The sequence below is a fragment of the Kitasatospora sp. NPDC051984 genome (assembly GCF_044593455.1).
In the GTDB taxonomy this organism is placed as follows: domain Bacteria; phylum Actinomycetota; class Actinomycetes; order Streptomycetales; family Streptomycetaceae; genus Kitasatospora.
On record NZ_JBIUCB010000006.1, the window covers coordinates 336,150 to 357,867 of the forward strand.

Consider the following 21,718-nt stretch of genomic DNA (forward strand, 5'->3'; position numbering starts at 1 on the left):
CACATGACCAGTCCCAACCCCCCGGCTGCGGGAACGGCCGACCGGCCGCGTCCGCAGCGGTTCGACCTGGAACGGATCGGCCTCGGCCTGGCCGCCCCCGTGCTGGCCGTGCTGCTGTCGGTGATCATCGCCGGCTCGCTGCTGGCGGTCTCCGGCCGCGACCCGTTCAGCGCCTTCAAGATCATGTGGGACTACGGCACCGCGTCGGACGGCCAGGTCGCCGTCCTGAACAAGGCGACCGTGTACTACCTGGCCGCGGCCGCCGCCGCGTTCGGGTTCCGGATGAACCTCTTCAACATCGGCATCGAGGGCCAGTACAAGCTGGCCATGATGATGGCCGCGTTCGTCGGCTCCCAGATGAACCTGCCGGCCTTCCTGCAGATCCCGCTGATGCTGATCGTCGCGATGTTCGTCGGTGGCCTGTGGGCGTCGATCGCCGGTCTGCTGAAGGTCTACCGGGGCGTCAGCGAGGTCATCTCGACCATCATGCTGAACGCCATCGCCACCGCCGTGATCGGCGTCATGCTGGTGCCGGGCATCCTGGCCCCGAAGACCAGCGGCGTCACCAACTCGATCCAGACCGCGAAGATCTCCGAGTCCAGCCACTTCTTCGCGATCGAGACCCAGGGCGGCACCCTGTGGGGCTTCATCGTGATCGCGGTGCTGGTCGGCGTGGTCTTCCACTTCACCCTGAACCGCACCCGGTTCGGCTTCGACCTGCGCGCCACCGGCCGCTCGGAGACCGCCGCCAAGGCGTCCGGCGTCAACGTCAAGCGCATGGTGATCACCTCGATCGTGGTCTCCGGCGCGCTGGCCGGCCTGGTCGGCCTGCCCGAACTGATGCAGAACACCTACTACTTCGGCCAGAACGTGCAGGTCGGCCTGGGCTTCATCGGCATCTCGGTGGCCCTGCTCGGCCGCAACACCCCGATCGGCATCGCGTTCTCCGCGCTGCTGTTCGCCTTCCTGGATGCCTCCGGCGCCCAGCTGCCCACCCGGGGCGACTACCCGTCCGAGATCATCCCGGTGATCCAGGGCACCATCGTCATCTGCGTCGTCGTGGCCTACGAACTGGTGCGCCGCTTCGGTCTGAAGCGCCAGCAGCACAAGGTCGGCGCCGAGCTCGCCGCGCAGGCCGTCGCCGCGGCCGCCCAGAAGGAGGTGGCGGCATGAGCACCGCTGTCGCCAAGCCGAAGGCGCCCGTCGCGCCCGTGAAGAAGAAGTCCAAGCTGACCTGGCCGGTGGTGCTGCTGCTGATCGCGGCCGCCCTGCTGCTGTTCGCGGCGGTCGGTGCGATCACCGGCAACCACGGGCTGACCTCCTCGGGCCAGATCGGCGCCGCGCTGTCCTCCGCCGTGCCGATCGCCATGGCCGGCCTCGGCGGCCTGTGGTCCGAGCGCGCGGGCGTGGTCAACATCGGCCTCGAAGGCATGATGGTGGCCGGCACGTTCTGCGGCGCCTGGGGCGGATTCCTGGTCAACCCGTGGGTCGGCCTGCTGGCCGGCATGGCGGGCGGCGCGCTCGGCGGCCTGCTGCACGCGCTGGTCACCGTCACCTTCGGCGTCGACCACATCGTGTCCGGCGTCGGCGTCAACCTGCTGATCCCCGGCATCTGCGCGTACGTCAACCGGATCTACTACCAGGACTACAAGGCCCAGGGCGCCGGTGCGAGCCAGTCGCCGCCCTCGGAGTCGCTGCCCACCATCACCGTCCCCGGCCTGTCGAACTGGCTGGACGGCATCGAGCAGCACCACTGGTTCCTGGTCTCCGACGTGGCCGGCATCCTCCGCGGCCTGACCACCCACCTGTCGGTGGTCACCCTGATCGCCGCCGCGTTCCTGATCGTCAGCTACTTCGTGCTCTGGCGCTCGGTGTTCGGTCTGCGGCTGCGCTCCTGCGGCGAGAACCCGACCGCCGCCGAGTCGTTGGGCGTCAACGTCTACAAGTACAAGTACCTCGCGGTGATCGCCTCCGGCGCCTTCGCGGGCCTCGGCGGCGCGTACCTCTCGCTGGTCGCCGCGCACTTCTACCGGGACGGCCAGACCCAGGGCCGCGGCTTCATCGGCCTGGCCGCGATGATCTTCGGCAACTGGATGCCGGGCGGCCTGGCCGCCGGCGCGGGCCTGTTCGGCTTCACCGACAGCCTCCAGCTGCGCGACGCCGACTCGGTGCACGTGCTGCTGCTGGTGGTCGCCATCGCGATGGCGGCGCTCGCGCTGTGGCACTTCTACCGCCGCAAGTTCCTGGCCGGCGCGATCACCATCGTGGTGGCCGGCGGCGTCGCCCTCTGGTACGTCACCACCGACGCCGTCCAGCGTCCGCTGATCGTCGCCACCCCGTACGTGATTACCCTGGTGGTGCTCGCGTTGGCCTCCCAGCGGCTGCGGATGCCCAAGGCCGACGGCCAGATCTACCGCAAGGGACAGGCCAAGTGACCACGGTCGACTGGGAGGCGCTGCGCGCCGCCGCCCGCGAGGCGATGCGCAACGCGTACGCCCCCTACAGCAAGTACCCGGTCGGAGCGGCGGCACTGGTCGACGACGGCCGCACGGTCACCGGCTGCAACGTGGAGAACGCCTCCTACGGCCTCAGCCTGTGCGCCGAGTGCGGCCTGGTCTCCGCGCTGCACGCCAGTGGCGGCGGCCGGCTGATCGCCTTCACCTGCGTGGACGGCGCCGGCGAGCTGTTGATGCCGTGCGGGCGCTGCCGCCAGCTGCTGTACGAACACGGCGGACCGGACCTGCTGGTCGAACTGCCCTCCGGGGTCCGGCCGATGAGCGAGGTCCTGCCGGACGCGTTCGGGCCGGACAAGCTGTAGTTTCTGCTGGCTGATCACATTGTTACGCGCGTAGAGTGTCGCGGGAGGACATCCCGCGGCACTCTTCGCATTTCACACCTCTCTGGAGCACCTGCATGGACGCCATCTCCGTCATCCGGGCCAAGCGCGACCGGGGCGAACTGACCGACCCCCAGATCGACTGGGTGATCGACGCCTACACCCGCGGCGAGGTCGCCGACGAGCAGATGTCCGCCCTCGCCATGGCGATCCTGCTCAACGGCATGACGGGCCGTGAGATCAGCCGCTGGACCGACGCCATGATCCGCTCCGGCGAACGCATGGACTTCTCCTCGCTCGCCGTCCCCACCGCCGACAAGCACTCCACCGGCGGCGTCGGCGACAAGATCACCCTCCCGCTCGCCCCGCTGGTCGCCGCCTGCGGCGCCGCCGTCCCGCAGCTCTCCGGCCGCGGCCTCGGCCACACCGGCGGCACCCTCGACAAGCTCGAATCCATCCCCGGCTGGCGCGCCCTGCTCTCCAACGAGGAAATGCTCGCCGTCCTGCGCGACTGCGGCGCCGTGATCTGCGCCGCCGGCGACGGCCTCGCCCCCGCCGACAAGAAGCTGTACGCCCTGCGCGACGTCACCGGCACCGTCGAGGCCATCCCGCTGATCGCCTCCTCGATCATGTCCAAGAAGATCGCCGAAGGCACCGGCGCACTCGTCCTGGACGTCAAGGTCGGCTCCGGCGCGTTCATGAAGAACCTCGACGACGCCCGCGAACTCGCCCGCACCATGGTCGGACTCGGCCGCTCGGCCGGCGTCGCCACCGTCGCCCTGCTCACCGACATGTCCACCCCGCTCGGCCTCACCGCCGGCAACGCGCTCGAAGTCCGCGAGTCGCTGGAGGTGCTGGCCGGCGGCGGTCCCGCCGACGTCGTCGAACTCACCCTCGCCCTCGCCCGCGAAATGCTCGCCGCCGCGGGCGTCCAGGGCAAGGACCCCGCCGACGCCCTCCGTGACGGCTCCGCGATGGACCACTGGCGCCGCATGATCACCGCCCAGGGCGGCGACGTCGACGCCCCCCTCCCCGTCGCCCGCGAGACCCACGTCCTCCCCGCCCCCGCCACCGGCGTCCTCACCACCCTCGACGCCTACGCCGTCGGCGTCGCCGCCTGGCGCCTCGGCGCCGGCCGCGCCCGCAAGGAGGACCCGGTCCAGGCCGGCGCCGGCGTCGAACTCCACGCCAAGCCCGGCGACACCGTCACCGCCGGCCAGCCCCTCCTCACCCTGCACACCGACACCCCCGAACGCTTCCCCTACGCGATCGAGGCCCTCGCCGACGCCATCACCGTCGCCCCCACCGGCACCCTCTTCACCCCGGCCCCGATCGTCCTCGACCGGATCGCCTGAGTCCTACGACTCCGTGCGCGCGGCGCGGTCACGCTACGCTGCGCTGCGTGTACGGAGTGCGCTACCTCATTGAGATCGAGCCGGAGATCCGTGACTGGCTCTCCGCTCTGCCGGCCCGGTTGTATGCCAAAGCCGAAGAGGCCGTTGATGTGCTGGCCGAACGGCCGACGACGCTTGGCGAACCCTACTCGCGACACCTCGGCGGCTCGGTGCGGGAACTGCGGTTCGGCCTGGCCGGGGAGGCGACGAGAGTCACCTACTGGCTCGCCCCCGAGCAACGGATCGTCCTGCTGACAGTGTTCTCCAAGACCAGGATGCGAGAGACTGCAGAAGTCACTCGGGCGCTGTGGGCACAGAAGATCTGCCAGGCGGAGCATCTGCCCGCGCACGAGGAATTCGGCCGTGCGGTCACGAAAGGCGAAATTCGATGAACCACTCGCAGTGGAAGACCGCCCGCAGCCGTGCCCTGCTCGGGGAACCGCAGGTGGAGGATCCGGAGGTCGCCGCGCTGCGGCTGGAGATCCGCTATGCGATGGCTCTCGGGCAGGCGGTGTACGACCGCCGGACCGCGCTCGGGCTGTCGCCGGCCGAGCTGGCCCGGCGGGCCGGGCTGACGGAGGCCCAGGTCGAGGTGATCGAGGGCGGGGACACCGTGCCCACTCTGCCGCTGCTGCACCGGCTGGCCACTGCGCTGGAATCCGAGCTCGACATCCACCTGGTGTCGGGCCCGGCCGCCGCCGTCCGCTTCGAGCCTCCGGCGGCCTAGGCCGCGCTGTACGTGCGTAGGACGCCGGTGTCGAGGGTCCACGGGCCGACTGTGATGGTGTCGCCGAAGGCGAAGTGCTCGCGGCTGGCGTACTCGGGCTCGTCATGGACGATGCCGGTGCCCTTGCGGGGGTCTACGAGCAGATAGGTCGGGATACCCATGGCCGAGTAGTCGCGGACCTTGGTCAGGTAGTCGTTCTCCGGGTTGGACGCCGAGACGACCTCCACGACCAGGAGAACCTGATGAGGGAGCAGCGCGGCTTCCTCGTCGTTCAGGGCCTCCTCGGGGAAGACCATGATGTCGGGGTTGCGGAGTCGGCCTCGGACGGGATCCACCAGGTCCGCGCCGCCGTGGGCGAGGTGGCCGGGGTGGGTCTGCGGGAGCTGGTCGTTGAGCTGGCGGGCGATGCGGACGACGTCGAGCTCGTGGCGGCTCACCGGCGACAGCATCATGACGATCTCGCCGTCCGCGATCTCGATCTTTCCGATGCCCGGAACCTGCGGCAGCCGGTCGGCGATCTCGCGGAGCCTGGCGAACGTAGCAGGGTCGATGCTCATGCCCGGAGTGTATCGACGGCCACCGCCCGCCGAGCGGTCGTGGCGCGGTGGGTGGCGTACAGGGTGACGCCGGCCGCGCAGGCCATGGCGGTGAGGGCGACGGTGGCGGTGCCGGACCAGCCGGTGGAGTGGTAGGCGTCGGCGCCGATCGTGCCGCCGAGGCTGTTGCCGAGGTAGTAGGCGATCAGGTACAGCGCGGAGGCCTGGGCGCGGCCGGCGGTGGCGGTGCGGCCGACCGAGGAGGACGCGGTGGCGTGGCCGGCGAAGAAGCCGGCGGTGATCAGGACCAGGCCGAGGATCGCGAGGGGCAGCGAGTTCGCGAGGGAGAGCAGCAGGCCGGCCGTGGTGGTGGAGATCGCCAGGTAGTGGGTGCCGCGGCGGCCCCAGCGGGCGGTGAGACGGCCCGCGGAGGCGGAGGACGCCGTGCCGACCAGGTACACCACGAAGATCGATGCGGCGATCGACTCCGGCAGGTGGAACGGCGCCGAGGTGAGCCGGTACCCGACGGTGTTGTAGACCGCGCCGAAGACCGCCATGAACAGCATTCCGAGCGCGTACAGCCGCAGCAGCAGCGGGTTGCGCAGGTGCCCGGCGACGGTCGTCGCGAGTGCCCGGGCGTCCACCGGCGTCCGCCGGAAGTGCCGGGCGCGGGGGATCAGCAGCCGGAAGGCGAGCACCGCGAGCAGCGCGAGGACGGCCGAGACCGCCAGCCCCCAGCGCCAGCCCCAGGCGGCCGCGACCCAGCCGGAGGCCAGGCGTCCGCCCATCCCGCCGATCGAGTTGCCGGCCACGTACAGGCCCATCGCGGAGGCGAGCGCCGACGGGTGCACCTCCTCGGCGAGGTAGGCCATCGCGGTGGCGGGGAGCCCGGCCAGCGCCGCGCCCTGGACGGCACGCAGCACCACCAGCGTGGTGAGGTCCGGGGCGAACGGCAGCGCGAGGGCGAGCAGCGCGGCGGCGAGGGTGGAGGCCGTCATCACGGCGGTGCGCCCGTACCGGTCGGAGAGGGCGCTGGCGGGCAGCAGGGCGAGTGCGAGTCCGAGGGTGGACGCGGAGGCCGTCCAACTGGCCTGGCCGGGCGTCAGGTCGAGGTCGGCGGAGAGGATCGGCAGCAGGCCCTGCGTGGAGTACAGCAGGACGAAAGTGGCGACACCCGCCGCGAACAGGGCGAGGTTGGCGCGGCGGAAGTCCCGGCTGCCGGGGCGCATGCGCAGGTCGGTGGCGGATTCGGGGGCGGGCGCGAACGCCTCGGTACTGGCAGGCTGCATGGCTTTGACGTTATGGCCGCGCGGCCTGATGCGTCCAATGCATGAATGCGGGAAGATCCATGCTGTGACGCATGAGAGCAGCTCCGCCCCCGTCCGCCTCGCCGAGCTCGGCCCGGACACCGATGTGACGCGCCTCGCACCGCAGTTGGCGGAATTCGCGGCGGTCGCCCGACTGGAACACGTCACCCAGGCCGCCCAACTCCTCGGCATGCCGCAACCCACCCTCTCCCGCGCCGTCGCCCGCCTGGAGGCCGAACTCGGCGTCGACCTGCTCGCCCGGCAGGGCCGCACCGTCCGCCTCACCCGGGCCGGACGACTGCTGCTGGACGCCGTCGAACGGGCACTGGTCGAGGTCCAGCGCGGCGCGGAGGCAGCACGGGCGGAGGCCGACCCGGCGGCCGGACGGGTCGCGTTCGGCTTCCTGCACACCATGGGGACGGACGCGGTGCCCGCCCTGCTGCGAGGGTTCCGGGCCGGGCACCCGCAGGTGCGGTTCCAGCTGGTGCAGGACTACGTCGCCGCGATGCTGGAACGCCTGCGCGCGGGGGAACTGGACCTCTGCCTGGTCTCCCCGCTCCCCGACGCGCCCGACCTGACAGCGCGCCGGCTGGACGAGCAGCGGCTCTACCTGACCGTTCCCGCGGACCACCGGCTGGCCGTCCGCCGCCGGATCCGGCTCGCCGAGGTCGCCGGGGAGTCGTGGGTGACGGTCGAGGAGGGCTACGGGCTGCGCCACATCATGGAGGGCTTCTGCGCCGAGGCCGGCTTCACCCCGCGGATCGCCTTCGAGGGCGAGGAAGTCGAAACCCTCCGCGGCCTGGTCGCCGCCGGCCTCGGCGTCGCCCTCCTTCCACCCGCGCTCGTCCCCCGCCCCGGCGTCGTCGAACTCGAAGTCACCGCCCCCCGCACCCGCCGAGCCATCGGCCTCGCCTGGCACGCGACCCGCCCACTCACGCCGCCGGCGGCGGCGTTCCGGGACTTCGTGCTGTCGCGGCGGGGGAGCATTCTGGCGCACGACTGAGCGAGAGCTCGGCTTCGCGGGGAGGTGGGGGGGAGAGCCCCTGGCCGGGCCCGGCGCGCATGCCTCCGGCGGTGGCGCTCCGGGACTTCGTGATGCCGTGTCGGGGAGCATCCTCGCGGTGGGTCCGCTTCGCGGTGGGTCCGCTTCGCGGTGGGGCCGCTTCGCGGTGGGTCCGCTTCGCGGTGGGTCCGCTTCGCGGGGAAGGGCGGCCGGCGAGGGGGCCGGGCGTCGTCGAGCTCGAAGTCGCCGCCCTGCGCACCCGCCGAGCCATCGGCCTCGCCTGGACGCGGCCCGCCCGCTCACGCCGCCGGCGGCGGCGTTCCGGGACTTCGTGCTGTCGCGGCGGGGGAGCATTCTGGCGCACGACTGAGCGGGAGCTCCGCTTCGCGGGGAGGTGGGGGGAGAGCCCCTGGCCGGGCCCGGCGCGCAGCGCGCCCGTTCACGCCTCCGGCGGTGGCGCTCCGGGACTTCCTGACGCCGTGTCGGGGAGCATCCTCGCGGTGGGTCCGCTTCGCGGGGAAGGGGCAGCGGGGGAAGGGCCGGGCGCCGTCGAAGTCGAAGTCGCCGCCCTGCGCACCCGCCGAGCCATCGGCCTCGCCTGGCACGCGACCCGCCCACTCACGCCGCCGGCGGCGGCGTTCCGGGACTTCGTGCTGTCGCGGCGGGGGAGCATTTTGGCGCACGACTGAGCGAGAGCTCCGCCTCGTGGGGAGGTGGGGGGAGAGTCCCTGGCCGGGCCCGGCGCGCAGCGCGTCCGTTCGCGCCTCCGGCGGTGGCGCTCCGGGACTTCGTGATGCCGTGGCGGGAACCGCCCGTTCACACCGCCGGGTTGTGGCGCTCCGGGGCGCCTCGTGCTGTCGCCGCGCCGCCGGGCCGGGGTGTCCTGCGGCTTGGCGGAGGCCCCGAGTGCGGCGTGGGTCGCGTAGGCGATCTACGCGCGTAGGGGCTATGCTCCGGCAATGGAGAAGCAGATCACTCTCGCGGGCACCACGGTCCCGCGTGTTCCCACGGCGGAGCAGATCGTCCGGGCGCCGAAGGTGCTGTTGCACGACCACCTGGACGGGGGGTTGCGGCCGGAGACGGTTGTCGAGTTGGCGGCCGATTGCGGGTACGAAGGGCTGCCGACCACGGACCCGGAGGCGCTGGGGGTGTGGTTCCGGGAGGCGGCGGATTCGGGGTCGCTGGAGCGGTACCTGGAGACGTTCGCGCACACCTGTGCGGTGATGCAGACCCGGGAGGCGCTGATCCGGGTGGCCGCCGACTGTGCGGAGGACCTGGCGGCGGACGGCGTGGTGTACGCCGAGGTGCGGTACGCGCCGGAGCAGCACCTGGAGGCGGGGCTGACGCTGGACGAGGTGGTGGAGGCCGTCAACGAGGGCTTCCGGTTGGGTGAGGCGAATGCCCGGGCGCGCGGGCACCGGATCCGGGTCGGGACGCTGCTGACCGCGATGCGGCACGCGGCCCGTTCGCTGGAGATCGCCGAGCTGGCGAACCGTCACCGGGACCGTGGTGTGGTCGGGTTCGACATCGCGGGTGCGGAGGCCGGTCACCCGCCGACCCGGCACCAGGCCGCGTTCGACTACCTCAAGGGCGAGAACAACCACTTCACGATCCACGCCGGCGAGGCTTTCGGGCTGCCGTCGATCTGGGAGGCGGTGCAGTGCTGCGGCGCGGACCGGCTCGGTCACGGTGTGCGGATCGTGGACGACATCACGGTCGGCGAGGACGGCCGGGTGGAGCTCGGACGGCTGGCGGCGTACGTGCGTGACCGGCGGGTGCCGCTGGAGATGTGCCCGACGTCGAACCTGCAGACCGGTGCGGCGGAGTCGTACGCCGAGCACCCGATCGGGCTGCTGGCGCGGCTGAAGTTCCGGGTCACCGTCAACACCGACAACCGGCTGATGAGCGGCACCAGCATGAGCCGCGAGTTCGAGCACCTGGTGGACGCGTTCGGTTACACGCTGGGCGACCTGGAGTGGTTCACCGTCAACGCGATGAAGTCGGCGTTCCTGCCGTTCGACGAGCGGCTGGCGATGATCAGTGACGTGATCAAGCCGGGGTACGCGGAGCTGAAGGCCGAGTGGCTGTTCGGTCCGCGGGACTGACGAGCCGGCACGTGGTCAACGTCCATGGAGATGGTCGGACTTATCACTCGGGGGAGTGGTCGGCTTTGAACCGGGCGCGTCGCTCTCACTACGGTGAGCCGGTCACTGCTGACTCGGCGTGACGGTCGCGCCCTGAATCCCCCGGGCCCGCGACCCCGCACCGACCCGACCAGGACTGAGGACGCACACATGAAGCAGGCCACTCTGAAGGCCGCCGGCACCGCCGTGCTCGGCGTTGTCGCCGCCGCCGTCGCCGCGGGCACCGCCTCGGCCGCGCCGGTCGCCCCCGGCGGCCTCGGACTGCCGACCGGCGCGCTCACCAACCCGGCCGTGACCGGCGCCGCCACCGGGGCCGTGAGCAAGCTGCCCGGCGCCGACCAGCTCGGCACCGTCACCGGCGCGCTCAACCCGGCCGCCGGTACCCCGGTCCAGGCCGCCGACCAGGCGACCGAGCAGACCGGGCAGGTCGCCGAGCAGGTCGGCCCGGCCGGCGTCGACGGCCGGCAGGCCGCCGCGCCCGAGGCCGCCCACCGGATCGGCGGCCTGGACTCCGTCCCCGGCGGCCAGGGCCTGGCCAAGACCCCGGTCGGTGGCGTCATCGGCACGCTGACCAGCCTCTCCCCGACCGGTGGCGGCGCCCCCGGCCTGCCGGCCCTGCCCGGCGTGGGTGGCTGACCCACCGCCGGATCCGGACACGGCCGAGGGGCCGCCCCGCGGGGCGGCCCCTTCGTCATGGGCGGTGGCGGGCGGGTCACGGCTCCTGGGGGAGCAGCAGCCACAGCGCCAGGTAGATCAGGAACTGCGGGCCCGGCAGCAGGCAGGACGCCAGGAAGATGACCCGGACCGTCCACGCGGTGAGCCCGAAGCGCTGGGCGATGCCGGCGCAGACGCCGCCGAGGATGCGGTGGTGACGGGGACGGGCGAGGACGCTCATCTTCTCCTCCGAGGGAGTGCTCCCGGGTCGGGCGGTCCGACCGGGCTGACTTCATCGTCCCGCCGCGACCTGCGGTTTTCCGTCCGCCGAGATGCGGATTCGGACCCGGAGACATTCCCCGCCCGGGGTGATCCCGGCCTCGGGGTCGACTCCGGGACGGACCCCGAGACCAAGGCGGGCCGCGCCCCGTCCGAACCTCCGGAAACGGTGGTCTCGGGCCCCGGGCGGCTGGAAGACTCGCGGCACCGGGATCACCGGGGAACGAAGCGAGGGGCGAGAGCGATGCGGGCGAAACAGTGGCCGACCACGGCGGTACTGGTCGGGCTGGTCGTGCTGGGGCTGGCCGGGGTGGTCTCGGTGGCGGCCTGCGAACCGGACCGCGCCGGCGGGGACGACGCGGCGTCCGTGGCGGGGGCGGGCGGCGGCCTGGAGGACCTGACGCCCGAGCAGGTCCTGGAGAAGGCCCGGCAGGCGGGCGCGGAGCTGACCTCGCTGCGCGGGACGATCCGGCAGCGGCGGAAGGCCGGGACGCTCGAGTACTCGCTCTCCGTCACCCGGGACGGCGACTGCACCGGGACGGTGTCCGAGGACGGCGTCGAGGCGGAGGTGCGGCGGCACGGCGGAACGGTGTGGGTGAAACCTTCCGCCTCCATGTTCCAGGCCGCGCTGCCGGACGCCGGACCCACACTGGCCGACAAGTGGCTGACCGGCACCGGCGAGCTCGGCAAGTCCTACGCCGGGTACTGCGACCTGGTGTTCCGGCTGGCGACCGGTGACGGACCGCTGAAGGCCGTCGGGGAGTGGACCAAGACCGGCGTCCGGCAGGTGAGCGGCACCCGGGCGGTGTTCCTCGGCTTCCGCTCCGACGAGGGCGGCCCGCACGGCTCGTCCGGCACGGTGGCGATCGCCGCCGAGGGCCGGCCGTACCTGCTGTCGGCGAACGAGACCGGCGACAGCGCCACCGCGATCCGGTTCGACGCTTTTGGCGAGCCGGTGGAGGTCACCCCGCCGTCCGCCGACGAGACCGCCGACGCGAGCGGCCACCGGATCGTCCTCGACGGAAACCGCTGAGCGGACCGCAGGCGCCGCCGGGCAGTGACACCGGCGCGTCCGGGGGCACGGCGCGCTCAGCGGCGCGGTGCCACCGGGGAGCCGAGGACCGGGAGGGCCGGGGCGGGTCGCGGATGCGGCTGGGTCCGGCCCTTCGGGCTTTCCTGCCGCGGTGCCAGGGTGCGGGGCGCGGTCGGGCGGCGCAGGGCGCGGGCGCGGATCGGGGGTATCAGGAGCAGGTGGGCGGCGGCAGCGCCGAGGGTGCCGAGCAGGATGTTGTCGACGTTGAGGACGTGGCCGGGGGCCCAGCCCGCCAGGATCTCCAGGCCGGTGGCGAGGAGCGCGACGGCGCCGGTGGTGCGGAGGAAGGAGAGCAGCCAGCCGCGCCGGGGGGTGCCGACGGCGAGCGGGAGGAGGACGCCGACGGGGGCCAGCGGGAGGGTGCCGGAGGCGAGGGCGGTGAGGAAGGTGTCGGCGGCGAGCGCCTGGTGCACGGTGGCGAACGGGGTGAGGTTGGACGGGCCGGTCCAGGGTGCGGTGATCGGGCGGACGGCCAGCCAGCCGAGTGCCAGCAGGTGGAGGGTCAGCAGCAGCCGGGCTGCCGTCCGCTGCCGGTACGGCGCCGTCGTGTGATCGGTTCGCGCATTGGTGTGCACATTCCGGGGGACGCGCGCCGTACCGGAGGTGGTTCCGCCGGACGAGTGATCAGGGGCAGTGGCTCGCTGACGGCGCGCCGAACACTCCGGGCGCCGACACCGCCGGTGACGCCGGGGCCGACGCCGTGGCCGACGGCGTCGGCACGGCCTTGGCGGGCGGCTTCCCGGACGCGCCGGGCGCGGTCGGCAGGGCGGCCGGAGGCGTGGCGGTCGGGCTCGCCGCCGGGGCGACCGGCATCAGCACCGGCGTGGGGCAGGCGGTGCGGCTGGCGGGCGCGCCGGCGTCGACCGGCACCGCGGTGGGGCGGATGCCGCAGCCGGTGAGCAGGGCCGTCGAGCCGGCCAGCAGGGCGACGGCGCGGATGCGGCGGCGGGTGGTCATCGGGCCTCTTCCGGGCCGGGGGCGGGCGGTTGGGTGAGCGGCAGGGTGAGGGTGAACACGGCACCGCCCTCCGGGTGGTTGGCGGCGGTGATGGTGCCGCCGTGGATGCGGGCGTTGGCCTCGGCGATGGACAGGCCCAGGCCGCTGCCCTCGGAGCGGGCCCGGCCCTTGTCGGCCTTGTAGAAGCGGTCGAACACGTGCGGCAGCACGTCCTCGGGGATGCCGGGACCGCCGTCGGAGACCGACACCACCACCGTGCGGGTGTCGTCGTCCTGCCGGACCTTCACCTTCACCGGGGAGCCGCCGTGCTTGAGCGCGTTGCCGATCAGGTTGGCGAACACCACGTCCAGACGGCGCGGGTCGACCACCGCCAGGATGCCGCGCGGGGCGTCCAGTTCGACCGCGTCGTACCAGGCCCGGCCGTCGATGCAGGACATGATCAGGTCGGCCATGTCGACCTCGTCGGCGACCAGCTTGGCGGTGCCCGCGTCGAACCGGGTCACCTCCATCAGGTTCTCCACCAGGTCGGACAGCCGCCGGGTCTCGGAGACCACGAGCCGCACCGCGGGCTCGATCATCGGGTCGAGCGAGTCGGCCTCGTCCTCCAGGATGTCGGTGACGGCGGTCATCGCGGTCAGCGGGGTGCGCAGCTCGTGCGACATGTCGGCGACGAACCGCCGGGACTGCGCCTCGCGCGCGCTCAGCTCCGCGACCTGCTCCGACAGCGACTCCGCGGTGCGGTTGAACGTCCGCGCCAGATCGGCGAGTTCGTCGTTGCCCTCGACGTCGAGCCGGGTGTCGAGCTTGCCCTCGCCGAGTTGCCGGGCGGCGTCGCCGAGCCGGCGCACCGGCCGCAGCACCGTCGCCGAGGCGCCCTGCGCGAGCAGCGCGGAGCCGACCAGCGCCAGCAGGGTGGCGAACGCCAGCGACCAGCCCAGGGTGTTCAGGTCGGCGCGCTCGTTCTGCAGCGACTTGAACATGTAGGCGGTCGGCCCGCCCGGCGCCACCTTCGTCCCGCCGACCACGTACGGCCCGGCCAGGTTCACCCGCTGCCAGTACAGGTGGTACTCGTACGGGTTGCCCGGGCCGATCTCGCGCGGCTTGTTGACGGCGGTGACCAGCGCCGCCGGCACCTGCTTGACGGTGAAGGCGATCGGGTCGGACGAGGCGGTGCAGTCCGGCTGCGAGTCGTCGACCACCACCACGTCGTACGCCAGGCCGGAACTCGCCACCTGCACCGCCAGCGAGGCCAGGTCCTGGCAGGTCGGGTGCAGCGGCAGGTCGGAGACGTTGCGGGTCAGCGAGCCCCGGAAGTCGTTCAGCGAGGCGTTCTGGGCACGCCGGAGCACCGCGTCGCGGTTCAGCCAGTAGGCGATGCCGGACGCGGACACCGCGGTGATCAGCGCGACCGCGGCGAACACCGCGATCAGCCGGACCCGCAGCGAACTGAGCCGGAGCGAACCGAACCACCGCCAGGACAGCGGACGGGCACGGCGCGGCGCGGACTGATCGTCGGTCAAGAAGAGCTCACCAGGCAGAAGGAAGAGGTCACGCGGGCGGGTCCAGACGGTAGCCGACCCCGCGGACGGTACGGATCAGCGTCGGCGCGGACGGCACGTCCTCGACCTTCGCCCGCAGCCGCTGCACGCACGCGTCCACCAGACGGGAGTCGCCCAGGTAGTCGTGCTCCCACACCAGCCGCAGCAGCTGCTGCCGGGACAGCGCCTGCCCCGGGCGGCGGCTCAGCTCCAGCAGCAGCCGCAGCTCGGTCGGGGTCAGCTGGAGGTCCTGGCCGTCCTTGGTGACGGTCATCGCCGACCGGTCGATCACCAGGCCGCCGTACGCCGCCGAGTCCGAGCTCTCCCGCTCACCGCGCCGCAGCACGGCGCGGATCCGGGCGTCCAGCACCCGCGGCTGCACCGGCTTCACCACGTAGTCGTCGGCGCCGGACTCCAGCCCGACCACCACGTCGATGTCGTCGGAGCGCGCCGTCAACAGGATGATCGGCAGCTGGTCGGTACGGCGGATCCGCCGGCACACCTCGAAACCGTCGATGCCCGGCAGCATCACGTCGAGCACGATCAGATCCGGACGCTGCTCCTTGAACAGGCGCAGACCGTCCTCGCCGGACGCGGCGGTCGCGACCCGGTGACCCTGGCGGGTGAGGGCGAGTTCGAGGCCGGTGCGAATGGCGTCGTCGTCCTCGATCAGAAGCAGGAAAGACACGGAGGTCATTGTGTCCCACCCTGACCCGGGAAACACCCACCCGGGTGATCCTCGCGCACCCGGGAACCGGACCGGCCCGCTCCGGCGTCAGCCATCTCGGAGCCGGCGAATGCCTTGAACCGGCCGCCCTTGTGACAGCCCTGTGACAGTCGACAGACACCTCCATGACGAGCGACCGGCAGGATTTTCCTTGTCGCCGCAACAAACGCACCAGGCCCGGCCCGGTGCGGCGGCGAGCAAGGAACCGCTCGTACCGACCATGGGGGTGCCCGATGACCGCAACGCTGACGACCCGAAACGCCGGGCCGCGTGCAGCCGTGCTGGGCACCAACCGGCCGCGTCACGAGGAGGAGAAGTCCGGCGCCGTACTCGTACGGGGATGCGCACACAGCGCCGGAACCCGCCGCCCGGTTGTGGGGACCAGGAGCGGGGACACCACCCACGGCCGGGCAGGGAACCCGGCCGCGGGACGGACGCTGCGGCTCGCGCCGCAGACCTTCCGTGGGGAGCAGGCCGACCAGGGAGGCGCGCAGGGGGAGCACCCGGCCGCCGCGAAGGACGAGGCACGCGACATCGCCGAGTTCACCGCGTACGTGCGCGAGCGCCGCGCCTCCCTGTACGCCACCGCCTACCACCTCACCGGCGACCGCTACGAGGCCGAGGACCTGCTGCAGTCCGCGCTGTTCTCGACCTACCGGGCCTGGGGCCGGATCACCGACAAGGCCGCGGTCGGCGGCTACCTCCGCCGCACCATGACCAACCTGCACATCTCCGCCTGGCGCCGCCGCAAGGTCAACGAGTACCCGACCGAGGAACTCCCCGAGCACGCCGGCGACACCGACGCCATGGGCGGCACCGAACTGCGCACCGTGCTCTGGCAGGCGCTCGCCAAGCTGCCCGAGAACCAGCGCACCATGCTGGTGCTGCGCTACTACGAGGGCCGGACCGACCCGGAGATCGCCGACATCCTCAACATCAGCGTCGGCACCGTGAAGAGCTCCATCTGGCGCGCGCTGCGCCGGATGCGCGACGACGAGCAGCTCAACCGCTCGGGCGACACCGTGCACGCCTTCGGCGAGCTGGTCGCCTGACCACAGGAACTCCCGTGGGGGACGGGGTGGTGGGGGAAGGTGCCGGACGACGGCGGACCGCTCGGGGGAGCGGGCCGTCGGGGGCCGTCCGGCACCACAGACGAAGGCGGGCCCCGGTGCGGGGGAGAACGCACCGGGGCCCGCCTCCGTCGTCTCCCGGCCCGGCTGCCGCCACAATGAGCGGATGGACGACCCTGTCGCGGAGACCCCGCAGGCCCGCGCCGACCGGCGGCTGGTCGAGATGCTCCAGGAACTGCGGGTGCTGCAGACCGGTGTGCAGATCGTCTTCGCGTTCCTGCTCGGCGTCGCCTTCACCCCGCGGTTCGCCGAACTCGACGACGTCCGGCAGGACCTGTACGTCGTCGTGCTGCTGCTGTCGGTGGTCGCCGCCGCCGTGCTCGCCACGCCGGTCGCGCTGCACCGCGGCCTGGCCCACCATCCCGACCGGCGGCGGATCGTCAAGGTCTCCGCCCGGATCGCCCAGGTCGGCCTGATCCTGCTGGCGATGGCACTCAGCGGCGCCGTCCTGCTGGTCCTCGCCGTGGTCCTCGGCTTCCCGGCGGCCATCCCGATCACCGCGGTGATCGCGCTGGTCTTCACCGGCCTCTGGTTCTTCCTGCCCTGGCTGGTCCGCCGCGGCGTGCCCGACGAGGTCTGAGGCCCGGTCAGCGCGCGTCGGTGGTGTGCAGTACGTCCTGGGCGCGGTTCAGGCCGCGCAGCACGAACGCCGCCACGGCGTCCGCGCAGCGGTCCAGCAGCTCCGGCATGCGTTCCCGCTCGGCGTCGGAGAACCGCTGCACCACCCACTCGTCGACCCGGGTGCCCTTCGGCGGCCGGCCCACGCCCACCCGTAGCCGCGCGTAGTCGGCGGTGCCCAGCGCCCGGTGCACCGAGCGGGCGCCGTTGTGGCCGCCCGGGCCGCCGCCGCGCTTCAGCCGGGCCGTGCCGAACGGGAAGTCCAGGTCGTCCTGCACCACCAACAGCCGCTCCACCGGTACCTGGTGGCGACGCAGCAGCGCCGCGACCGGACGCCCCGACAGGTTGATCGACCACTGCGGCTCGGCCAACAGCACGGTGCGCCCGTCGAGTTCGAACGAGGCGGTGCGGGTGGTCAGTCCGCGCCAGCGGGCGCCGTGGCGCCCGGCCAGCCGGTCGGCCACCAGGAAGCCCGCGTTGTGCCGCGTCCCCGCGTACCGGCGGGTCGGATTGCCCAGCCCCGCCACCAGCCAGCGCTCGTCCATGCCCGCGCGCCTCAGACCAGCTCGGCGGGCAACTGCCGCGCCACCGCCGCGATCCGGCGGCCCGCCTCGACGCCCGAGCAGGCGTAGGAGCCCAGTTCGACCTGGCGCGCGACGATGCCGCGCTCGGAGCGCATCAGCCGCAGGCCGCGGCGCAGCAGGTAGGGGATCGACTTGCGGCCCTCCCGGACGTCCCGGCGGAAGCGCCGCCAGGCCGTGGTGGCGGGCTTGTTGCGCAGGCACAGGGCGTCGCCGAGCAGGCCTTCCGCCTCGCAGCGGCGCACCAGTTCGGCCGCGAAGATGCCCTCGGCGACGAACGCCGCGGCGCCGTCCAGCTCGAGTACGCGGTGGCCGGAGCGGCCGTTCGCCGGGATCGAGTACGTCGGCACGTCGGCCTGCCCCTCGAACGCCAGCCTGCGGATCGCGTCCAGCGCCTGCTCGCGGTGCCAGGAGTCCGGCGAGTCCCAGTCCGGCCCACCGCCGTCCGGCAGTTGCGGCAGCGTCGGGTCGTCGCCGTCCTTGTAGAAGTCGTCGAGCTGCAGCACCGGCAGCCCGCTGCGCTCGGCCAGGCAGGACTTCCCCGACCCCGAAGGGCCCGACAGCAGGATGACGCGGGATATCGGGCGGCGGTTCAGCGGGGAGTCACTCACGAGATACCAGTCTGGGGCATCCGAGGGGCTGGTCGTAACCCGCCGTTCGGCCCCGATTCGGGTGGGAGGGCATGAGGACGGGCCCGCACCAGGGGGGGAGAAGTGCGGGCCCGTCGCGGCCGCCCGGGCCCCCGGGGGGGTAGGGGCGCAGAGGGCGGCCGGTCTGTGTGGAGTTGGCCGGTCGGGCCGGGCTAGATGCCCATCGGGTGCCAGACCGTCTTCGTCTCCAGGAAGGAGAGCAGTCGCCCGGTGCCGGGGTTGACCGTCCAGTCCACGGCGGACGGGTCGGCGGCCGGTCGGACCACTCGCTTCAATGTATCGGCCGCCGACGCCTCCAGGGCGGCCGCCGCGCCGGGGCCGTCCTGGTCGATCGCGCCGGCCAGGTCGAGGGCGTTGACGTCCTGGTGGGAGGCCAGCGTCGGGGCGATGTCCGCGGTCCGGCCGGAGATCAGGTTGACCACGCCGCCCGGGACGTCGGAGGTGGCGAGCACCTCGCCCAGCGACAGGGCGGGCAGCGGGGCCTGCTCGGCGGCCGCCACCACCACGGTGTTGCCGGTGGCGATCGCCGGGGCGATCACCGACACCAGGCCGAGCAGCGAGAAGCCGTGACCGGTGCGCGGGGCGACCACGCCGACCACGCCGGTCGGCTCCGGGGTGGACAGGTTGAAGAACGGCCCGGCCACCGGGTTGGCGTTGCCCGCGATCTGCGCGACCTTGTCGGTCCAGCCCGCGTACCAGACCCAGCGGTCGATCGCCGCGTCCACCAGCGCCGCCGCCTTCTTGGCGCCCAGCCCCTCGGCGGCGGCCACCTCGGCGGTGAACTGCTCGCGGCGGCCCTGCAGCATCTCGGCGACCCGGTACAGCACCTGGCCGCGGTTGTACGCGGTGGTGCCCGACCAGCCCTTCACGGCCGCGCGGGCGGCCAGCACGGCGTCCCGGGTGTCCTTGCGGGTGCCCAGCGGGGCGTTGGCCAGCCACTGGTCCTTTGCGTCAGTCACTTCGTACACCCGGCCGCTCTCCGAGCGCGGGAACTTCCCGCCGACGTACAGCTTGTAGGTCTTGAAGACGTCAATTCGCGCTGTGGTCTCAGACATCGAGGTAGGCCTCCAGACCGTGCCGGCCACCCTCGCGGCCGTAACCGGACTCCTTGTACCCGCCGAACGGCGAGGTCGGGTCGAACTTGTTGAAGGTGTTCGCCCACACCACGCCCGCCCGGAGCCGGTTCGCCATCCACAGGATGCGCGAGCCCTTCTCCGTCCAGATGCCCGCGGACAGCCCGTACGGGGTGTTGTTGGCCTTCTCCACCGCCTCGGCGGGAGTGCGGAAGGTCAGCACCGACAGCACCGGGCCGAAGATCTCCTCGCGGGCGATCCGGTGGGCCTGCGAGACGCCGGTGAACAGGGTGGGGCGGAACCAGTAGCCCGCGCCCGGGAGTTCGCACTCCGGTGCCCAGCGCTCGGCGCCCTCCTGCTCGCCCGCGGCGGCCAGCTCGGTGATCCGGGCCAGCTGCGCGGCCGAGTTGATCGCGCCGATGTCGGTGTTCTTGTCCAGCGGGTCGCCGACCCGCAGGGTGCCCATCCGGCGCTTCAGCGCGTCCAGCAGCTCGTCCTGGATCGACTCCTGCACCAGCAGGCGGCTGCCCGCGCAGCACACGTGGCCCTGGTTGAAGAAGATGCCGTTGACGATGCCCTCGACGGCCTGGTCCAGCGGAGCGTCGTCGAACACGATGTTCGCGGCCTTGCCGCCGAGCTCCAGCGAGAGCTTCTTGCGGGTGCCGGCGATCTGCTTGGCGATCGCCCGGCCGACCGGGGTGGAGCCGGTGAAGGCGACCTTGTCGACGTCCGGGTGCGCGGTCAGCGCGGCGCCGGTGCGGCCGTCACCGGTGACGATGTTCACCACACCGTCCGGCAGGCCCGCCTGGCGGCAGATCTCGGCGAACCGCAGAGCGGTCAGCGGGGTGGTCTCGGCGGGCTTCAGCACCACGGTGTTGCCGGTGGCCAGCGCCGGGGCGACCTTCCACGCCAGCATCAGCAGCGGGAAGTTCCACGGGATCACCTGGCCGGCGACACCCAGCGGACGCGGGTTCTGGCCGAAGCCGGCGAAGTCCAGCTTGTCGGCCCAGCCCGCGTAGTAGAAGAAGTGCGCGGCGACCAGCGGGAGGTCGACGTCGCGGGTCTCGCGGATCGGCTTGCCGTTGTCGATCGACTCCAGGACGGCCAGCTCACGGCTGCGCTCCTGGATGATCCGGGCGATCCGGAACAGGTACTTGGCGCGCTCGCTGCCCGGCAGCGACGACCAGTCGGCGAACGCCTTGCGGGCGGCGGCCACCGCGCGGTCCACGTCCTCCTCGGTGCCCTGCGCGAACTCCGCCAGCACCTGCTCGGTCGCCGGGTTGACGGTCTTCAGCGCCTCCGAGCCGGAGGAGTCGACGAACCGGCCGCCGATGAAGTGGCCGTAGGACGTCGCGATCTCGCCCGCGGCGGCGGGGGATTCGGGCGCGGGTGCGTATTCGAACAGGCCGGAGGGCTTCACGGGCTGTGCGGTCTTCTCCGCGGTCTTCTTGTCGGTCTTCGCCATGGTCAGTCCACCGTCACGTAGTCGGGACCGGAGTACCGGCCGGTGCGCAGCTTCTGGCGCTGCATCAGCAGGTCGTTCAGCAGGCTGGACGCGCCGAACCGGAACCAGTGCGGGCTCAGCCAGTCGTCGCCCAGCGTCTCGTTCACCATCACCAGGTACTTCATCGCGTCCTTGGTGGTGCGGATGCCGCCGGCCGGCTTCACACCGACCTGGGTGCCGGTGGCCGCGCGGAAGTCCCGCACCGCCTCCAGCATCAGCAGCGTCACCGGGGGAGTCGCGTTGACCGCGACCTTGCCGGTGGACGTCTTGATGAAGTCCGCACCCGCAATCATCGCCAGCCAGGACGCGCGGCGGACGTTGTCGTACGTCTGCAGCTCGCCGGTCTCGAAGATCACCTTCAGGTGGGCGGAGCTGCCGTCGGGACGCTTGCACGCCTCCCTGACGGCGCGGATCTCCTCGAAGACCTCCAGGTAACGGCCGGAGAGGAAGGCACCCCGGTCGATCACCATGTCGATCTCGTCGGCGCCCGCGGCGACCGCCTCCGCGGTGTCCGCCAGCTTCACCGGCATCCCCGCCCGGCCGGACGGGAACGCGGTGGCCACCGACGCCACCTGGATGCCGCTGCCGCGCAGCGCGGACTTCGCGGTTTCGACCATGTCCGGATACACGCAGATCGCCGCGACCTGCGGGGTGCTGCGATCGGTCGGGTCCGGGCTCAGGCCCTTCGCGCACAGCGAGCGGACCTTGCCGACCGTGTCCGCGCCCTCCAGCGTGGTCAGGTCGATCATCGAGATGGCGAGATCGATGGCGAAGGCCTTGGCGGTGGTCTTGATCGACCGGGTGCCGAGAGTCGCTGCGCGCGCCTCCAGGCCCACCTGGTCGACCCCGGGCAGGCCGTGCAGGAAACGGCGCAAGGTGGCCTCGGACGCCGCGACGTCCGCGAGGCCGCCGCCCGTGGCGCCGGGGGCGTTGGCTGCAAGAGTGGACATAGTCACCAGAGCAGCAT

The 21,718-nt window shown here is 72.6% G+C and carries 24 protein-coding genes; 12 read left to right on the plus strand and 12 right to left on the minus strand.

Features of this window, described 5'->3' with window-relative positions:
* Positions 1–3: 3 nt before the first annotated feature.
* The 6 genes from ACIHEI_RS15220 (at position 4) to ACIHEI_RS15245 (ending at position 4,957) form a co-directional block, all read left to right on the plus strand.
* Positions 4–1,173: an ABC transporter permease gene (locus ACIHEI_RS15220; RefSeq protein WP_387644731.1), complete on the plus strand. Its 1,170-nt coding sequence runs from the start codon at positions 4–6 to the stop codon at positions 1,171–1,173.
* On the plus strand, positions 1,170–2,435 hold the full coding sequence (locus ACIHEI_RS15225) for an ABC transporter permease (protein WP_387867195.1): 1,266 nt from the start codon (positions 1,170–1,172) through the stop codon (positions 2,433–2,435). The genes ACIHEI_RS15220 and ACIHEI_RS15225 overlap by 4 nt, the downstream gene beginning before the upstream one ends.
* On the plus strand, positions 2,432–2,818 hold the full coding sequence (locus ACIHEI_RS15230; RefSeq protein ID WP_396606904.1) for a cytidine deaminase: 387 nt from the start codon (positions 2,432–2,434) through the stop codon (positions 2,816–2,818). Before ACIHEI_RS15225 ends, ACIHEI_RS15230 begins: the two co-directional genes overlap by 4 nt.
* 95 nt (positions 2,819–2,913) lie before the next feature.
* On the plus strand, positions 2,914–4,191 hold the full coding sequence (locus tag ACIHEI_RS15235; protein WP_392954717.1) for a thymidine phosphorylase: 1,278 nt from the start codon (positions 2,914–2,916) through the stop codon (positions 4,189–4,191).
* A gap of 56 nt (positions 4,192–4,247) precedes the next feature.
* A complete protein-coding gene (locus ACIHEI_RS15240) occupies positions 4,248–4,622 on the plus strand; it encodes a type II toxin-antitoxin system RelE/ParE family toxin (RefSeq protein ID WP_396606966.1) in 375 nt (124 codons plus the stop codon).
* A complete protein-coding gene (locus ACIHEI_RS15245) occupies positions 4,619–4,957 on the plus strand; it encodes a helix-turn-helix domain-containing protein (RefSeq protein WP_396606905.1) in 339 nt (112 codons plus the stop codon). The genes ACIHEI_RS15240 and ACIHEI_RS15245 overlap by 4 nt, the downstream gene beginning before the upstream one ends.
* Here ACIHEI_RS15245 and ACIHEI_RS15250 read toward each other — a convergent pair.
* Positions 4,954–5,514: a Uma2 family endonuclease gene (locus ACIHEI_RS15250; protein ID WP_396606906.1), complete on the minus strand. Its 561-nt coding sequence runs from the start codon at positions 5,512–5,514 to the stop codon at positions 4,954–4,956. The genes ACIHEI_RS15245 and ACIHEI_RS15250 overlap by 4 nt on opposite strands.
* Entirely contained in the window at positions 5,511–6,782 is a 1,272-nt protein-coding gene (locus ACIHEI_RS15255) for an MFS transporter (protein WP_396606907.1), read from the minus strand. The genes ACIHEI_RS15250 and ACIHEI_RS15255 overlap by 4 nt, the downstream gene beginning before the upstream one ends.
* A 64-nt stretch (positions 6,783–6,846) precedes the next feature.
* Here ACIHEI_RS15255 and ACIHEI_RS15260 point away from each other — a divergent pair, with 64 nt between their 5' ends.
* The 3 genes from ACIHEI_RS15260 to ACIHEI_RS15270 all read left to right on the plus strand — a co-directional run bounded on the left by ACIHEI_RS15260 (position 6,847) and on the right by ACIHEI_RS15270 (position 10,583).
* Positions 6,847–7,803: a LysR family transcriptional regulator gene (locus ACIHEI_RS15260; protein WP_387644746.1), complete on the plus strand. Its 957-nt coding sequence runs from the start codon at positions 6,847–6,849 to the stop codon at positions 7,801–7,803.
* Between the two features lie 959 nt (positions 7,804–8,762).
* On the plus strand, positions 8,763–9,908 hold the full coding sequence (locus ACIHEI_RS15265; protein WP_392954711.1) for an adenosine deaminase: 1,146 nt from the start codon (positions 8,763–8,765) through the stop codon (positions 9,906–9,908).
* A 189-nt stretch (positions 9,909–10,097) separates the two neighbouring features.
* On the plus strand, positions 10,098–10,583 hold the full coding sequence (locus ACIHEI_RS15270; protein WP_392954709.1) for a hypothetical protein: 486 nt from the start codon (positions 10,098–10,100) through the stop codon (positions 10,581–10,583).
* A 76-nt stretch (positions 10,584–10,659) separates the two neighbouring features.
* Here ACIHEI_RS15270 and ACIHEI_RS15275 read toward each other — a convergent pair whose 3' ends face one another.
* Entirely contained in the window at positions 10,660–10,842 is a 183-nt protein-coding gene (locus ACIHEI_RS15275; RefSeq protein ID WP_392954707.1) for a PspC domain-containing protein, read from the minus strand.
* Between the two features lie 282 nt (positions 10,843–11,124).
* Here ACIHEI_RS15275 and ACIHEI_RS15280 point away from each other — a divergent pair, with 282 nt between their 5' ends.
* Positions 11,125–11,913 carry a hypothetical protein gene (locus tag ACIHEI_RS15280; protein WP_396606908.1) on the plus strand — a complete coding sequence of 263 codons (789 nt, stop codon included), beginning with the start codon at positions 11,125–11,127 and terminating at the stop codon, positions 11,911–11,913.
* Between the two features lie 56 nt (positions 11,914–11,969).
* Here ACIHEI_RS15280 and ACIHEI_RS15285 read toward each other — a convergent pair whose 3' ends face one another.
* Genes ACIHEI_RS15285 through ACIHEI_RS15300 form a run of 4 tightly spaced genes read right to left on the minus strand, consistent with a single transcriptional unit; the run spans position 11,970 to position 15,156 of the window.
* A complete protein-coding gene (locus ACIHEI_RS15285; protein ID WP_396606909.1) occupies positions 11,970–12,548 on the minus strand; it encodes a VanZ family protein in 579 nt (192 codons plus the stop codon).
* Positions 12,549–12,597: 49 nt separating this feature from the next.
* Entirely contained in the window at positions 12,598–12,930 is a 333-nt protein-coding gene (locus tag ACIHEI_RS15290; protein ID WP_387644763.1) for a hypothetical protein, read from the minus strand.
* On the minus strand, positions 12,927–14,450 hold the full coding sequence (locus tag ACIHEI_RS15295) for an ATP-binding protein (RefSeq protein WP_396606910.1): 1,524 nt from the start codon (positions 14,448–14,450) through the stop codon (positions 12,927–12,929). Before ACIHEI_RS15295 ends, ACIHEI_RS15290 begins: the two co-directional genes overlap by 4 nt.
* Before the next feature lie 28 nt (positions 14,451–14,478).
* Positions 14,479–15,156, minus strand: a complete 678-nt coding sequence (locus tag ACIHEI_RS15300; protein ID WP_380487084.1) for a response regulator — start codon at positions 15,154–15,156, stop codon at positions 14,479–14,481.
* A gap of 284 nt (positions 15,157–15,440) precedes the next feature.
* Here ACIHEI_RS15300 and ACIHEI_RS15305 point away from each other — a divergent pair, with 284 nt between their 5' ends.
* Both ACIHEI_RS15305 and ACIHEI_RS15310 read left to right on the plus strand, forming a co-directional pair.
* Positions 15,441–16,247 (plus strand): SigE family RNA polymerase sigma factor, encoded by an 807-nt coding sequence (locus ACIHEI_RS15305; protein WP_396606967.1) that lies wholly within the window; start codon positions 15,441–15,443, stop codon positions 16,245–16,247.
* Between the two features lie 184 nt (positions 16,248–16,431).
* Complete coding sequence (locus ACIHEI_RS15310; RefSeq protein ID WP_396606911.1) at positions 16,432–16,905, plus strand: DUF6328 family protein; 474 nt, start codon at positions 16,432–16,434, stop codon at positions 16,903–16,905.
* A gap of 7 nt (positions 16,906–16,912) precedes the next feature.
* Here ACIHEI_RS15310 and pth read toward each other — a convergent pair whose 3' ends face one another.
* The 5 genes from pth to deoC form a co-directional block, all read right to left on the minus strand.
* Positions 16,913–17,488: an aminoacyl-tRNA hydrolase gene (gene pth, locus ACIHEI_RS15315; RefSeq protein WP_396606912.1), complete on the minus strand. Its 576-nt coding sequence runs from the start codon at positions 17,486–17,488 to the stop codon at positions 16,913–16,915.
* A gap of 11 nt (positions 17,489–17,499) precedes the next feature.
* A complete protein-coding gene (locus tag ACIHEI_RS15320) occupies positions 17,500–18,135 on the minus strand; it encodes an ATP-binding protein (RefSeq protein WP_387644774.1) in 636 nt (211 codons plus the stop codon).
* A gap of 191 nt (positions 18,136–18,326) precedes the next feature.
* Positions 18,327–19,229 (minus strand): aldehyde dehydrogenase family protein, encoded by a 903-nt coding sequence (locus ACIHEI_RS15325; protein ID WP_387644776.1) that lies wholly within the window; start codon positions 19,227–19,229, stop codon positions 18,327–18,329.
* The gene (locus ACIHEI_RS15330; protein ID WP_392954695.1) at positions 19,222–20,712 is read right to left on the minus strand and encodes an aldehyde dehydrogenase family protein; all 1,491 of its coding nucleotides are present in this window, start codon (positions 20,710–20,712) and stop codon (positions 19,222–19,224) included. Before ACIHEI_RS15330 ends, ACIHEI_RS15325 begins: the two co-directional genes overlap by 8 nt.
* A gap of 2 nt (positions 20,713–20,714) precedes the next feature.
* Entirely contained in the window at positions 20,715–21,701 is a 987-nt protein-coding gene (gene deoC, locus ACIHEI_RS15335) for a deoxyribose-phosphate aldolase (protein ID WP_396606913.1), read from the minus strand.
* Positions 21,702–21,718: the final 17 nt, after the last annotated feature.

Bases quoted from the DNA above. Each gene is read 5' to 3' on its own strand.
- ACIHEI_RS15250 (WP_396606906.1), bottom strand. From the start codon at position 5,514: ATGAGCATCGACCCTGCTACGTTCGCCAGGCTCCGCGAGATCGCCGAC.
- ACIHEI_RS15225 (WP_387867195.1), top strand. From the start codon at position 1,170: ATGAGCACCGCTGTCGCCAAGCCGAAGGCGCCCGTCGCGCCCGTGAAG.
- deoC (WP_396606913.1), bottom strand. From the start codon at position 21,701: ATGTCCACTCTTGCAGCCAACGCCCCCGGCGCCACGGGCGGCGGCCTC.
- ACIHEI_RS15330 (WP_392954695.1), bottom strand. From the start codon at position 20,712: ATGGCGAAGACCGACAAGAAGACCGCGGAGAAGACCGCACAGCCCGTG.
- ACIHEI_RS15255 (WP_396606907.1), bottom strand. From the start codon at position 6,782: ATGCAGCCTGCCAGTACCGAGGCGTTCGCGCCCGCCCCCGAATCCGCC.
- ACIHEI_RS15280 (WP_396606908.1), top strand. From the start codon at position 11,125: ATGCGGGCGAAACAGTGGCCGACCACGGCGGTACTGGTCGGGCTGGTC.
- ACIHEI_RS15220 (WP_387644731.1), top strand. From the start codon at position 4: ATGACCAGTCCCAACCCCCCGGCTGCGGGAACGGCCGACCGGCCGCGT.
- ACIHEI_RS15265 (WP_392954711.1), top strand. From the start codon at position 8,763: ATGGAGAAGCAGATCACTCTCGCGGGCACCACGGTCCCGCGTGTTCCC.
- ACIHEI_RS15290 (WP_387644763.1), bottom strand. From the start codon at position 12,930: ATGACCACCCGCCGCCGCATCCGCGCCGTCGCCCTGCTGGCCGGCTCG.
- ACIHEI_RS15310 (WP_396606911.1), top strand. From the start codon at position 16,432: ATGGACGACCCTGTCGCGGAGACCCCGCAGGCCCGCGCCGACCGGCGG.
- pth (WP_396606912.1), bottom strand. From the start codon at position 17,488: ATGGACGAGCGCTGGCTGGTGGCGGGGCTGGGCAATCCGACCCGCCGG.
- ACIHEI_RS15245 (WP_396606905.1), top strand. From the start codon at position 4,619: ATGAACCACTCGCAGTGGAAGACCGCCCGCAGCCGTGCCCTGCTCGGG.
- ACIHEI_RS15270 (WP_392954709.1), top strand. From the start codon at position 10,098: ATGAAGCAGGCCACTCTGAAGGCCGCCGGCACCGCCGTGCTCGGCGTT.
- ACIHEI_RS15275 (WP_392954707.1), bottom strand. From the start codon at position 10,842: ATGAGCGTCCTCGCCCGTCCCCGTCACCACCGCATCCTCGGCGGCGTC.
- ACIHEI_RS15235 (WP_392954717.1), top strand. From the start codon at position 2,914: ATGGACGCCATCTCCGTCATCCGGGCCAAGCGCGACCGGGGCGAACTG.
- ACIHEI_RS15325 (WP_387644776.1), bottom strand. From the start codon at position 19,229: ATGTCTGAGACCACAGCGCGAATTGACGTCTTCAAGACCTACAAGCTG.